The organism is Mesorhizobium sp. CA5, from assembly GCF_020165105.1.
Taxonomy (GTDB): domain Bacteria; phylum Pseudomonadota; class Alphaproteobacteria; order Rhizobiales; family Rhizobiaceae; genus Mesorhizobium.
The window spans coordinates 21,635-34,625 of record NZ_JAIUHJ010000034.1 but is presented as its reverse complement, the minus strand read 5'-3'; the positions used below and the strand labels follow the sequence as shown (position 1 = coordinate 34,625).

Below are 12,991 nucleotides of genomic sequence, written 5' to 3'. Positions count from 1 at the left end.
CCCCTACTCCCCTACTCCCCTACTCCCGAGCATCATGTCCTACCAATCCCCCATCTCCCCCGGTCGTTCCTGGTATGAGGACACGGTCGGATCCCGGCCTGAATATCCGGCTCTCGACGGCGACCGTATTTGCGACGTCGTCATCATCGGCGGCGGCTTCACTGGCTTGTCGGCAGCCGCGCATTTGGCGAAGGCCGGCGCGGATGTCGTGCTGATCGATGCCTATCGCTTCGGCGACGGCGCGTCGGGGCGCAATGGCGGGCAGCTCGGCACCGGCCAGCGCGCCTGGGCGGAGGAATTGGAAGCCGAATACGGCCTTTCCCGCGCCAAGGCACTGTTCGACCTGGCCGAAGAAGCCAAGGCGCATCTGCTGGACTTCGCAGCCGCCAACGCGATCGACATCGACTATATGCCGGGTCAGCTTTCGGTGGCGCACAAGCGCCGTTATGTCGACGATTACAGGCGCCACGCCGAGATTATGGCAAGCCGCTTCGGCTACCCGCATATAAGCTTCATGGACGCGGCGGAAACCGCGGAAAGGCTGGGCTCGACACGCTACTTCGGCGGCACGCGCGATACCGGCACGGGGCACATCCACCCGCTGAAACTGGTGATCGGCACGGCGAAGGTGGCGGCCGCCGCCGGTGCGCATCTGTTCGAGCAGACGCCGTCCACCGGCATCGTTTCCAATGGCGGCAAGGTGACGGTCACGACGCCCAGGGGCACGATCACAGCCGACAAATGCCTGGTCGGGGTCAATGCCTATGGCGGCAATCTGGAGCCGGTGAGCGCGGCGCACATCATGCCGATCGGTTCCTTCATCGGCGCGACCGTGCCGCTCGGCGCCACTTCCAAGGTGCTGCCGGGCGGCGAGTCGGTCGATGATTCCCGCTTCGTGGTGCGCTATTTCCGCAAGTCGAAGGACGGCCGGCTGTTGTTCGGCGGCCGCGAGATCTATGCCGTCAACGATCCGAAGGACATCCATATCCACATCCGAAGGCAGATCGCCGAACTCTACCCCGACCTTAAGGATGTCGAGATCACGCATGGTTGGGGCGGCTATGTCGGCATCACGGTGCCGCGAAAGCCGTTCGTGCGCGAAGTGATGCCGAAAGTGATTTCGATGGGCGGTTATTCCGGCCACGGCGTCATGCTGTCGAACTTCTTCGGCAAGCTCTATGCCGAGACCGTTGCCGGCAATCGCGACCGCTTGAAACTGATCGAGGATCTGAAAATCCCCGCCTTCCCAGGCGGCCGGCGTTTGCGCGCGCCGCTATTGTTCCTGGCGCTGAATTGGTTCGCGTTGCGTGACAGGATTTAAAGCTGGCTGTCCAGCCGAAGCCGCCGATTCGACGCCGGCGGCTTCCACGCGGCAGGTTGTGGAAGCCTTAACAGGCACGCAGAATTTCGCAATTTGGCTCACTCATGCCATAATCAGCAGTAAAAGGTGCGATCATGGGCGAAAATCCGGGGATTTCGCGGGCTCTGTCCGCAGTGATTTAGGGACCGATGCTGATCGAAGCCGATCGTTACGGCAGTGATCGAAAGAACGTCGGCCCGCTTGTTGGAGGTGGTTTGAGTGAACGAGCCCTTCAGTTTCGGCGCGCCGGAACGGCAGCGCTTCACAATGCAGTTCGGCTATAACGTACGGCCATCCTTCTGGCAGAAGGTACAGTCGAACGCGCATCTGGTCATTGCAGCGGTCGGCACCGCCGCGCTGATCGGCGTGGCCGCGGTGGCGCTATGGCTATGCTTTCCGGGCAGCGACCGGCAAGTGGCCGCGGCGAGTGCCGAGCAGACCGTTCCGGCGATTCCGGTGAAGACCACGAAAGTCGCTCCGGCGGCAGCGGCGGTCACCGTGGCGACGGCGCCGCAGGCCGCGCGCAAGGGAGACGCGGTAACGCCCACGACGGCGGCCCGCGAAGCCAACATTCCGGCCCTGGCATCAAACAACCCCCGCTGGACGGCTTCCGACGCCAAGACGCCACCTGCCCCGGCCGAGAACCAGCCAGCTCCATCCAAGCAGGCCGCCGGCGCGGCCCCCGCGCAATCGACCGATACCGCCTTTGCCGAGGCCGATGCCGAGAACGACGCCGCGAACGCGCTGTCGCAGGTCGCCGGTTCCGCCAGCGAGACAGCAGCGGCAGCGAAGAAGCCGGGCGACACGATGGATGGCGCCCAAACCGCCGCCATTCCCGAAGCCAAGCCGCAGGTTCCAGATACGCAGCCGGCAGCGACGGACAGCTCGGCGCAGCCTGAGTCGAAAGCTCAAAAAGCCAGCGCGGCCGCAAACGGGCGCGTTTTGAGGGCCGTGACCATGCGCTCAGGCCCGAAGAAAGGTGCCGCCGCAATCACCACGGTGCCGGCCAAGGCATCGGTGCAGGTGATGAATTGTAAGAAATGGTGCGAGATCGTCTATAACGGCAAGCACGGCTGGGTCTACAAAAGCTACGTCAAGACCGGCGCGTGAGGCCAAGCAGCCATCCGAAACGGCGTCTTCTGCGTTCAAGCCGGCGATTTGCCAGGAAGGACTTGTGTTCCTCGAACGGCACTTCGTAGAGGCCGCAAGTGGAACACCCTTCCTTCTTGCCGCACGCTGGTATCCAGCATCTGACATCGTGCGTCCAGGCAAGCGCGACCCTCTCCAGATGAAGATTGCCGGAGCTCTTCAGCAGGATCAGTTCTCCGGGGACAGCCGTCTGCTTGATGTGATCGGAGACTTCCTTCGGGGTGCGAAGCTCGATGAAACGGCCACTGTCCCGATCCGCCTGGCTGGCGCGTGAGCGGTGGGCATTGTCGCCGGTATAGATGACCTCGTCGGCGACGTCGCGCGCGATACCGTAAGCAGTGCCATACTTTCTCGACGAACCGGTGTAGTCGGAAATCTGTCCGACGACGATCCGTTTGCGAACGGCCTTGGCTTTGGCCATCATCTCGAACGCAATGTTCAGCGAATGCCAGGGCGCTTTGGCGGCATCGACTATGAATTGTGGACCCCGATCGGTCACCAGCACCGTGCAGCGGTTGGCTAGAGGTTCGAAGGATGCTGTCCTTGCGGCGATTTTTTCCGGCGGGACACCAAGTTCCAACGCCGTGACGGCGGCGGCCGCCGCCGGCAGCCAGAAGTGCTCGCCAGGAAATCGTGTCTGCATGTCTATGTCGCCGCCGCGCCAGCGAAGTGAAAATCTGAGCAGGTCCGGATAGGCGGCATGGATGTCTGTTACACGATAGTCCGCGGCTTCCGACTGACCGAAAGTCGCCACGCGGCACCTTGCGCCCGAAGCCATATCAAGCACATGCGGGTCGTCGGCGTTCAAGATCGCGAGTCCGCCCGGCGACAACGCCTCAACCAGCGCTCTCTTTTCCTGGGCGACAGCATCCAGGGTCCGGAATTGAGTGACGTGCTCCAGCCTGACCATCGTTACGACCGCTACATCCGGCTTCAGCATCTGCGCCATCGACCGGATTGAGCCGGGCTCAAACGCGCCGGCTTCGAAGACGACATAGTCGACCTTGCCCGCACGTTTCATCCGCTTGTAGAGCGTGCGGACAAGCGCCTTGAGCGTGTTGGCTAGAACTTGGGTATAGACCTTGCCGTGACTGGCCAGGATATGACCAAGCAAGCTCGTTGCCGTCGATTTGCCGGAGCTGCCGGTTATACCGATGAAGGTCGCCTTGCTTCGCGCACGCGCACGCTCTGCCCGATAGCGACGCAATCGCCAGCCGAGGTCGTTGCCAATTTCGCGCAGCCTGAGCTTAACCACCCGCCAGTTTCCCTTACCCCGATCCGTTATTCCTTCGGCGGACCATCAAGTCAAACTGGAGCTCGGCCGGACGGCGCCAATCCGTTCGTTCACCGCAACCAGGAGCGGAAACCGCGATGTGCTTCCAGGAGCGGCTCAGATACAACGCCCGCCATCGACCTCCAGCGCCACGCCGGTGATGAAGGCGGCTTCATCCGAGGCCAGCCACAGCGCCGCGTTGGCGATGTCGAGCGGTGTCGAGAGCCGTCCGAGCGGGATCGAGGCGCGGAACTTTTCGCGGATTTCAGGCGTGTCGGCGCCCATGAACTTCTCCAGCATGCCGGTCTCGCCGGCGACCGGGCAGAGGCAGTTGACGCGGATGTTCTTCGGCGCCAGCTCGACGGCCATCGACTTGGTGGCGGTGATCGCCCAGCCCTTGGAGGCGTTGTACCAGGTCAGGCCCGGCCGCGGCCGAAGCCCGGCCGTGGAGGCCGTGGTCAGGATGACGCCGCCGCCCTGGCGGTCCATGATCGGCACGACGGCAAGCGCCGCGTGGTAGATCGCCTTCATGTTGACGGCGGTGATCAGATCGAAGGTTTCCTCATCGACGCCGAGCATATCGCCGTTGCGATGGGTGAAGCCCGCATTGTTGACCATGATGTCGATGCGACCGAAGGCGCTCTTGGCGGCATAGATCATCTCGTCGAATTCGGAGCGCAGGGAAACGTCGGTCTGGGTCCAGATGGCGCTCTCGCCGATCTCTTCGGCCACCCGCTCGGCGCCCCTGGCGTTGAGGTCGGCGACGACCACGCGCGCGCCCTCTTCGGCAAAGCGCTTGGCCATGCCTTCGCCGAAGCCCGACGCTGCGCCGGTGATGACGGCGACTTTGTTTTCCAGACGCATGGTTTTCCCGCTCTTTGGATTCCGCAGCTTGACGTACTTTTCCATCTGCCGCCCGGCACGCGCGCGCCAGGCTACATCTCCCTTAGCTTTCGTCACATTCGCGTTCTATGCTGCAGCCGCGAACGCTTCCGGAAGCCATGGCTTGCCGACAGGCCTGCCGGCGGCGTGAGTGTCGGGAAACATGTGGACCGATGCAAGTGCAAGCCATTGGTCCTCGCATGTGACACCATGGCACTGGAAAATTTAAATCGATTAGAATATACCAACCACGCTGCCGGCGCCCGGCATCAAATCGGACTGACCATGACCAGCCAGATCATTCCTGTCGACCCATTCGACTTCATCATCTTCGGCGGCACCGGCGACCTGTCGGAACGCAAGCTCCTGCCATCGCTCTACTATCGCCAGTGCGGCCACCAGTTCTCCGAGCCAACGCGCATCATCGGCACCTCGCGCGCCAAAATGACCGATGCCGAATTCCAGACCTTCGCCAAGAAGGCGATATCAGACCATGTGAAGCCTGCCGATATCGATCCGAAGGAGTTGGAGATATTCCTGGCAAGGCTCTCCTACGTGTCGGCGGACGCAACCACTGGCGCCGGCTTCGACAAGTTGAAGAAAGCAATCGGCGACAGCGACCGCATCCGCGCCTTCTACCTTGCGGTGGCGCCGGCGCTGTTCGGCGACATTTCGCACCAGCTCAAGGAGCACAAGCTGATCACGCCGAACTCGCGCATCGTGCTGGAGAAGCCGATCGGTCGCGACCTCACCTCGGCGCGGGCGCTCAATGACGCTGTCGGTGACGATTTCCACGAAAGCCAGATCTTCCGCATCGACCACTATCTCGGCAAGGAAACGGTGCAGAACCTGATGGCGCTGCGCTTTGCCAACGCGCTCTACGAGCCGTTGTGGAACTCCGCCCAGATCGACCATGTTCAGATCACGGTCGCTGAGACCGTTGGTCTTGAGGATCGCGTCACCTACTACGACAAGGCAGGCGCGTTGCGCGACATGGTGCAGAACCACATCCTGCAGCTGCTCTGCCTGGTGGCCATGGAAACGCCGTCGTCGATGGACGCCGACGCGGTGCGCGACGAGAAACTGAAGGTGCTGAGGGCACTGAAGCGCATCAACGGCAACGAGGCGCCGAAGCACACGGTGCGCGGTCAGTATCGCGCCGGCGCTTCGGCCGGCGGGCCGGTCAAGGGCTATGTCGAGGAGCTCGGCAAGGACAGCAACACCGAGACCTTCGTCGCCGTGAAGGCCGAGATCGGCAACTGGCGCTGGGCCGGCGTTCCCTTCTATCTGAGGACCGGCAAACGGCTCGCCACCCGCGTCTCGGAAATCGTCATCGAGTTCAAGCCGATCCCCTATTCCATCTTCGGCGACAGCGCCGGACCGATCTTCCCCAACCAGCTGGTCATCCGCCTGCAGCCGGATGAGGGGGTGAAGCAGTTCATCATGATCAAGGACCCGGGACCGGGCGGCATGCGGCTGCGGCAGATCTCGCTCGACATGAGCTTCGCGCAGTCGTTCCAAGGCCGTGCGCCGGACGCTTATGAGCGGCTGATCATGGATGTGGTGCGCGGCAACCAGACGCTGTTCATGCGCCGCGACGAAGTCGAGGCGGCATGGAAATGGATCGACCCGATCCAGAACGCCTGGGAAAGCGCCCGGCAGGAAGCTCAAGGCTATACCGCCGGAACCTGGGGGCCATCGGCCTCGATCGCGCTCATCGAACGTGACGGACGGACATGGCACGAGAGCAACTGAGCCAAGCCCGCTACGGCTGGAACGGCTTTGCCGACCGCCAGCACCTGGCGACGGCGCTTGCCGGTGAGATCTCAGACCGGTTGACCAGCGCCATTGCGGAACGCGGCACAGCGCTGCTCGCAGTGTCCGGCGGCACCACGCCGGCGAAATTGTTCGCCACGCTGTCGACCGCGCCCATTGCCTGGGACAAGGTCACCGTGACGCTGGTCGACGAGCGCTTCGTGCCGCCGTCCTCGCCGCGTTCGAATGCCGGGCTGGTGGCGGCGAACCTGCTCCAGAACAAGGCCGCCGCGGCGCGCTTCGTACCGCTCTACCACGAGGCGGCGAGCATCGAGGATGCAGCGGCGATGGACAGCGAAGCGCTGCGGGCGCTGCCTTGGCCGCTCGACGTGGTGATCCTCGGCATGGGCGGCGACGGCCATACGGCATCCTTCTTCCCGGATGCCGGCAATCTCGAGGAATTGCTCGACCCGGCCTCGCAGCGGATCGTGCTGCCGGTGCATGCGGCAAGCGGGGGCGAGCCGCGGCTCACGCTGTCGATGGCGCGCATCGTCGCCGCCGGCTTCGTTGCGCTCCACATCGAAGGCGAGGACAAGCGCGCCGCGTTCAACGGCGCGATGGGTCCTGGCGCGAAGAAGCCCATCCGCAGAGTGATCGAGGCGGCGCCTAGACCGATAGAGGTGTTCTGGACACCCTGATTTCAGATGAGGACAGCCCGGCGGCAGAGGGAGGACGTTGGGCTCGAAAGGACGGACCATGACAGCCAGACGCGACATCGAAACCATCACGGAACGCATCCGCCAACGCTCGAAAGCCGGCCGCGAAGCCTATCTCGGCCGTATCGCGGAGGCTTCCAGCCGCACCGCCAACCGCGCGGTGCTGGGTTGCGGCAATCTCGCCCACGGCTTTGCCGTGTGCAGCCCGTCCGAAAAGATCGCGCTCGGTGGCGACCGCGTGCCGAACCTCGGCATCATTACCTCCTACAACGACATGCTGTCGGCGCATCAGCCCTTCGAGACGTTCCCGGCACTGATCAAGGAAGCCGCGCGCGAGGCAGGCGGTATCGCCCAGGTCGCCGGCGGCGTGCCGGCGATGTGCGACGGCGTCACCCAAGGCCAGCCCGGCATGGAGCTGTCGCTGTTCTCACGCGACGTGATCGCGATGGCGGCGGCGATCGGCCTGTCGCACAACATGTTCGACGCCGCCGTCTTCCTCGGCGTCTGCGACAAGATCGTGCCGGGACTGGTGATCGCGGCGCTCACCTTCGGCCATCTGCCTGCCGTCTTCATACCGGCCGGGCCGATGACGACCGGTCTCGCGAATGACGAGAAGGCCAGGATCCGCCAGCTTTATGCCGAAGGCAAGGTCGGCCGCGCCGAACTGCTGGAAGCGGAGTCCAAATCCTATCACGGGCCGGGCACCTGCACCTTCTACGGCACCGCCAATTCGAACCAGATGCTGATGGAGATCATGGGCCTGCACACGCCCGGCGCCTCCTTCGTCAATCCGGGCACGCCGCTGCGCGACGCGCTGACCAGGGAAGCGGCCAAGCGCGCGCTGGCGATCACCGCGCTCGGCAATGCCTATACGCCGGTCGGGCGCATGATCGACGAGCGCTCGATCGTCAACGGCGTGGTCGGCCTGCACGCCACCGGCGGCTCGACCAACCACACGATCCACCTCATCGCCATGGCCGCCGCCGTCGGCATCGCGCTGACCTGGCAGGACATTTCCGACCTGTCGGAGGCCGTGCCGCTGCTCGCGCGCGTCTACCCGAACGGGCTTGCCGACGTGAACCACTTCCACGCGGCAGGCGGCCTCGGCTTCCTGATCCGCGAATTGCTCGACGAAGGCCTGTTGCACGAGGATGTGCAGACGGTGTGGGGCGAAGGCCTGCGGCCCTACGCGGTCGAGGCGAGGCTTGGCGATGACGGCAGCGTCGTGCGCGAAGCGGCGCCGCTCAACAGCGGCGACGAGAAGGTGCTGGCGCCGGTCAAGAAAGCGTTCCAGCCGACGGGTGGCTTGAAAGTGCTGGCCGGCAATCTCGGCCATGCCGTGATCAAGACCTCTGCGGTCAAGCCCGAACGTCGCGTCATCGAGGCGCCGGCCAAGGTGTTCGACAGCCAGCAGGGCCTCAATGACGCTTTCAAGGCCGGCCAGCTTACCGGCGATTTCATTGCTGTCATCCGGTTCCAGGGGCCGAAGGCCAACGGCATGCCGGAACTGCACAAGCTGACCACGGTGCTCGGCATCCTGCAGGACCGCGGCCAGCGTGTCGCGCTGGTGACCGACGGGCGCATGTCGGGCGCTTCCGGCAAGGTGCCGGCAGCGATCCATGTGACGCCGGAAGCGGTCGAGGACGGACCGATCGCCAGGATCCATGACGGCGATATCATCCGGCTAGACGCCGATGCCGGCACGCTGGAAGTGCTGGTACCGGGGACGGAATTCGCGCTGCGCCGCACGGCGGAAGCCGACCTCATCGGCAACGAGTTCGGCTTCGGTCGTGAGCTGTTCGCCGGCTTCCGGCAGTTGGTCGGGCGGGCCGATCATGGGGCGGCGGCGTTCGGAAACGCCTGACGTGTTCCCCAATGTGTCTTACGAAAAAGGGCGGCTCGGAGCCGCCCTTTTTCGTTCGTTCGACAACCGCAACGCTTACTGCACAATGATCTCGGTGCGCTCGCCGGCCTTGATCGTCACCGGCATTTCCTTCTCCTGGCCTTCAGCGGACATGTGGCGCACGACGACATAGTCGCCGGCGGGAATCGTCTGTTGCCAGCTATCACCATAGGTCAGGCCGAGCGACTTGCGCTTGCCCTCGATATCCTTCTTTGACGAGAGCACCTCGATCGAATAGGCGCCGGGCGCCGACATCGCCAGCACGCCGGCGCCGAGAGCCACCTTCACGTCCTGATTGTCGCCGGCCTTGATGCTGAAGGGCTGCTCGACGACGGCGAGATCGAGCGTCGTGAGCGCGACATAGTCGTCCGGCGGCAGCCAGAATTTGCTGTCAGGTCCGTAGGAATGCTCCACGCTTTCACGCGAGCCGTCGATCTTCTTCTTCGCCTTGACGACCTCGAAGCCGATGCCGGAATTGTCGGCCTTGTCGCCGCCGGCGGTGTAGTAGGCGTTGAGCACGGCATGACCAACGCCGACGACGATGTCCTTCTCGACGGTCTGCCCGGCAGCAAGCTGGACGGTCTCGGTCGCAGTGCCGGCGCCGATCTGCACCGTCACCTTCTGCTCGCCGGCGGGGACGGTCGCCTTGGCGTCGCCATAGTGCGTGGTGCTGCCGCCAGGATAGGCGAAGTCGACACGCGCTTCGCCGCTGATCTCCGAGCCCTGGCTAGCATGCGGATGGATGACCAAAGTGCCGGCGTTCAGCGTGAACAGCGGGCTGTAGGTCTTGCCAGCCTCTATCTTGATCTTCTGCTCGCTCCTTGCCTCGTCGTCGCGGCCGACGATGAGGTAGTCGCCCGGCTCGAGATTGGTCTTGAGCACGCCATATTCGGTCATGACCTGGTCGCCGCGCGTGCCGTCGGACTTCGCCTTGTAGATCTCCCAGGCATTGCCGTCGGTAATCGGATCGCCGCCCTCGGCCATGACCACGCTCGGCGTGAAGTTGAATTCAGGCTTGGAGGGCTCGGGTGCCGGCGCCGGTTCGGGAGCTGGCGCAAGGGCCGGCGCGGGAGCCGCGACGGTCTCGACCAGGGCTTCCTGCAGCGCCTTCTCGTCGGAGGCCTGGATGTATTTGCCGCCGGTGTTTTCGGCGAGGCAGGCGATCTGCTTGCCTTCGTCGGCGGTCAGGCCGAAGCCGACGACATCGGCGGTGAAGTCGACGCCGCTTTCCTTCAGCTCCTTGCCGAGTGCGCAAGGATCGCCGCCGCAGGTCTCGAGCCCGTCGGTGATGAGGACGACGGTGGCCTTGTCCTCGGTGTATTTCAGCGCTTCCGCCGCCTGCTTGACGGCGGCCGTGAGCGGCGTCTTGCCGAGGAATTTCATGCTGTCGGCTGCTGACGAGATGGCGCTGGCTGAACCGGCCTGCGGCGGCACGATCAGCTCGATGTCGTCGCAACTACCTTTGGTGCGATGGCCATAGGCCATGAAGCCGATCTCGTCGTCGGCGGGAACCGACTGAAGCACCGTGCGCAGCGATTCACGCGCGATCTCCAGCTTCGGCTTGCCGTCGATCTGGGCCCACATCGAGCCTGATGCATCAAGGATGATGATGACCTTGTTGGCGGCAAAGCCGAAACCGGTCATCGACAAAAGCAGGAGCGCCGCAGCGACGCTCCGTATCAGTCCCGCCATGGAAATCTCCTGAGAGCAACCCTCGTCCGCGTTGCGAAAGCTATTTGAGGCGGCATTCGGAGACAAGTCCGAAGGCCGGCGAGTCACTCAATAAGTGGTGCGCCGCTCTTCCGATGGCGGACGGCCGAACTGCAGCCGGTAACTCTGGGCGAAATAGGAGTGCGAGGTGAAGCCGGTGGCGATCGCCACGTCGAGAATCGGCATGTTGGTCTGGCGCAGCAATTCGCGCGCGCGTTCGAGCCGCAGCCGCATATAGTAGCGGCCGGGGGTGACGCTCAAATGGCGCAGGAACAGGCGCTCGACCTGGCGCACCGACAGCCCCGCCGATTTGGCGAGCTGCACCGCCGACAGCGGCTCGTCGAGATGATCGGCCATCAATTCGACGATGCGCCTCAGCTTTTCCGACTTGCCGGTGAGGTCCCGCTCGGGGCCGACGCGCTGGCGGTCGCCGGCCGAGCGTATGCGCTCGTGCTGGAACTGGTTGGCGACGCCGTTGGCGAGGTTGGAGCCGAAATCGCCGCGCACGATCTCCAGCATCAGGTCGATCGAGGTGGTGCCGCCGGCACAGGTGTAACGCTTGCGGTCGATCTCGAAGACGTTGCCGGTGCAGTTGATGTCGGGGAAACGCTCCATGAAGCCGGCGCGGTTCTCCCAATGGATGGTGCAGCGATAGCCGTCGAGCTGCCCGGCTTCGGCCAGGAGATAAGAGCCGACCGACAGAGCGCCGAGCGCATTGCCGCGCCGGCCCCAGCTGCGCAGCGCCGCCAGAACCTTGCTCTTGCCGGGAAATTCGATGGAGAGGCCGACCGAAACGAACAGGATGTCGACCGGCGGCATGTCGGCGACCGAATAGTCGATCTTCAACGGCAGGCCGTTCGAGGCCATGACCGCGTCGCCGTCGGCCGAGATCGTCGTCCAGCCATAGAAATCGCGGCCGAGCAGTCGGTTCGCCGAGCGGAAGCAGTCGATGGCGGCCGCCAGCGAGAACATCGAGAATTTGTCGACCAAGAGGAAGCCGAACTGGCGGCCGCCCTGAACGGGATCGCTCGTCATCGGCCGCTCGAGAACGGGATGCGACTGGTTCGAGTGGGGCATCCCGCTCTGTCCCTTTATTTCAGCCGCATTTGTGCAGCGCCAAGTGGTTCCACTTGGCTGCAAAATGCTGGGGAGCGGTCAGGTTCGGCAATGCCGAGGCTTTCTCAAATCAGAAGGACGGCCGCTTCAACCCGGCCGCGAGGTAGGCGGAAGCTACAGTGTTCGCCATCAGCATGGCAATGGTCATCGGTCCCACGCCGCCCGGCACCGGCGTGATGGCGCCCGCGAGCTTGGCCGCTTCGGGATAGGCGACGTCGCCGACCAGGCGGCTCTTGCCTTCGCCCTTTTCGGGCGCGGGGATGCGGTTGATGCCGACGTCGATGACGGTCGCGCCAGGCTTGACCCAATCGCCCTTGACCATTTCCGGACGGCCGACCGCGGCGACCAGGATATCGGCGGTGCGGGCAAGCGCCGGCAGGTCCCTGGTGCGGCTGTGGGCAATGGTGACCGTGCAGTTGGCGGCGAGCAGCAGGTTGGCCATCGGCTTGCCGACGATGTTGGAGCGACCGACGACGACGGCGTTGAGGCCGGAAAGGTCCTTGCCGCGCACGCGCTCGATCAGAAGCATGGAGCCCGCCGGCGTGCAGGGCACGAAGGCAGTCTCGAGCTCGCCGGTGCCGAGCTTGCCGACATTGATGAAGTGGAAGCCGTCGACATCCTTCTCCGGCGCGATCGTCTGGATGACCTTGCCGGCATCGATATGGCCGGGAAGCGGCAATTGCACGAGGATGCCGTGGATCGACTTATCGGCATTCAAGTCGCCGATGATCTTCAGCAATTGTTCCTCGGTGGTGTCGGCCGGCAGCGTATGCTGGAGCGAATGGAAGCCGCATTCCTTGGCGGTGCGCGATTTCGAGGCGACATAGACCTGGCTTGCCGGATCCTCGCCGACGATCACCACCGCAAGGCCGGGCTTGGTGGCTCCTTTGGTCGACAGCTCCGCGGTCAGAGCTTTGACCTTCGAAACCACGTCCTCGGCGACACGCTTTCCATCAATCACTTCGGCCATCACTAACCCTCAGCTTCGCTTCGAGGCCGCGTCGATGCACGGCCCCATTTCCTCGATCGGCATTGTCGGTCCGCCAAAGGGAGACGCTTGCGGCCGAAATGCAGCGCGGCATTTTCACGAAAATTCGACAAGGCAATCCCGTCAAAGCGTCGTCGGA

At 64.0% G+C, this 12,991-nt stretch carries 10 protein-coding genes; 5 read left to right on the top strand and 5 right to left on the bottom strand.

The annotated features are described in order from the left end of the window. Nucleotides 1–34 precede the first annotated feature (34 nt). Together LB529_RS28140 and LB529_RS28135 are read left to right on the top strand one after the other, a co-directional pair. Nucleotides 35–1,321, top strand: a complete 1,287-nt coding sequence (locus tag LB529_RS28140) for an NAD(P)/FAD-dependent oxidoreductase (protein WP_140847481.1) — start codon at nucleotides 35–37, stop codon at nucleotides 1,319–1,321. A 258-nt stretch (nucleotides 1,322–1,579) separates the two neighbouring features. Next, nucleotides 1,580–2,470: an SH3 domain-containing protein gene (locus LB529_RS28135; RefSeq protein ID WP_224712909.1), complete on the top strand. Its 891-nt coding sequence runs from the start codon at nucleotides 1,580–1,582 to the stop codon at nucleotides 2,468–2,470. On the opposite strand, the gene LB529_RS28130 is transcribed toward LB529_RS28135, so the two are convergent. Both LB529_RS28130 and LB529_RS28125 read right to left on the bottom strand, forming a co-directional pair. Continuing rightward, nucleotides 2,454–3,764 (bottom strand): Mur ligase family protein, encoded by a 1,311-nt coding sequence (locus LB529_RS28130; protein WP_224712908.1) that lies wholly within the window; start codon nucleotides 3,762–3,764, stop codon nucleotides 2,454–2,456. The genes LB529_RS28135 and LB529_RS28130 overlap by 17 nt on opposite strands. Before the next feature lie 135 nt (nucleotides 3,765–3,899). Further along, nucleotides 3,900–4,646, bottom strand: a complete 747-nt coding sequence (locus tag LB529_RS28125) for an SDR family oxidoreductase (protein WP_095765639.1) — start codon at nucleotides 4,644–4,646, stop codon at nucleotides 3,900–3,902. Nucleotides 4,647–4,949: 303 nt separating this feature from the next. On the opposite strand from LB529_RS28125, the gene zwf reads away from it, so the two are divergent. From zwf to edd, 3 genes are read left to right on the top strand one after another with little or no spacing between them, the layout of a single operon-like run. Then, nucleotides 4,950–6,419, top strand: a complete 1,470-nt coding sequence (gene zwf / locus LB529_RS28120; protein ID WP_224712907.1) for a glucose-6-phosphate dehydrogenase — start codon at nucleotides 4,950–4,952, stop codon at nucleotides 6,417–6,419. Continuing rightward, nucleotides 6,401–7,117 carry a 6-phosphogluconolactonase gene (gene pgl, locus LB529_RS28115; protein ID WP_224712906.1) on the top strand — a complete coding sequence of 239 codons (717 nt, stop codon included), beginning with the start codon at nucleotides 6,401–6,403 and terminating at the stop codon, nucleotides 7,115–7,117. The genes zwf and pgl overlap by 19 nt, the downstream gene beginning before the upstream one ends. Nucleotides 7,118–7,175: 58 nt before the next feature. Continuing rightward, the gene (gene edd / locus LB529_RS28110) at nucleotides 7,176–8,999 is read left to right on the top strand and encodes a phosphogluconate dehydratase (protein WP_224712905.1); all 1,824 of its coding nucleotides are present in this window, start codon (nucleotides 7,176–7,178) and stop codon (nucleotides 8,997–8,999) included. Between the two features lie 75 nt (nucleotides 9,000–9,074). Here the strand turns inward: edd and LB529_RS28105 are convergent, their stop codons facing one another. The 3 genes from LB529_RS28105 to folD form a co-directional block, all read right to left on the bottom strand. After that, nucleotides 9,075–10,730: a vWA domain-containing protein gene (locus tag LB529_RS28105; RefSeq protein WP_224712904.1), complete on the bottom strand. Its 1,656-nt coding sequence runs from the start codon at nucleotides 10,728–10,730 to the stop codon at nucleotides 9,075–9,077. A gap of 87 nt (nucleotides 10,731–10,817) precedes the next feature. Further along, entirely contained in the window at nucleotides 10,818–11,825 is a 1,008-nt protein-coding gene (locus tag LB529_RS28100; protein WP_224532557.1) for a GlxA family transcriptional regulator, read from the bottom strand. Between the two features lie 109 nt (nucleotides 11,826–11,934). Further along, entirely contained in the window at nucleotides 11,935–12,834 is a 900-nt protein-coding gene (folD, locus tag LB529_RS28095; protein ID WP_224712903.1) for a bifunctional methylenetetrahydrofolate dehydrogenase/methenyltetrahydrofolate cyclohydrolase FolD, read from the bottom strand. Between the last annotated feature and the right edge of the window lie 157 nt (nucleotides 12,835–12,991).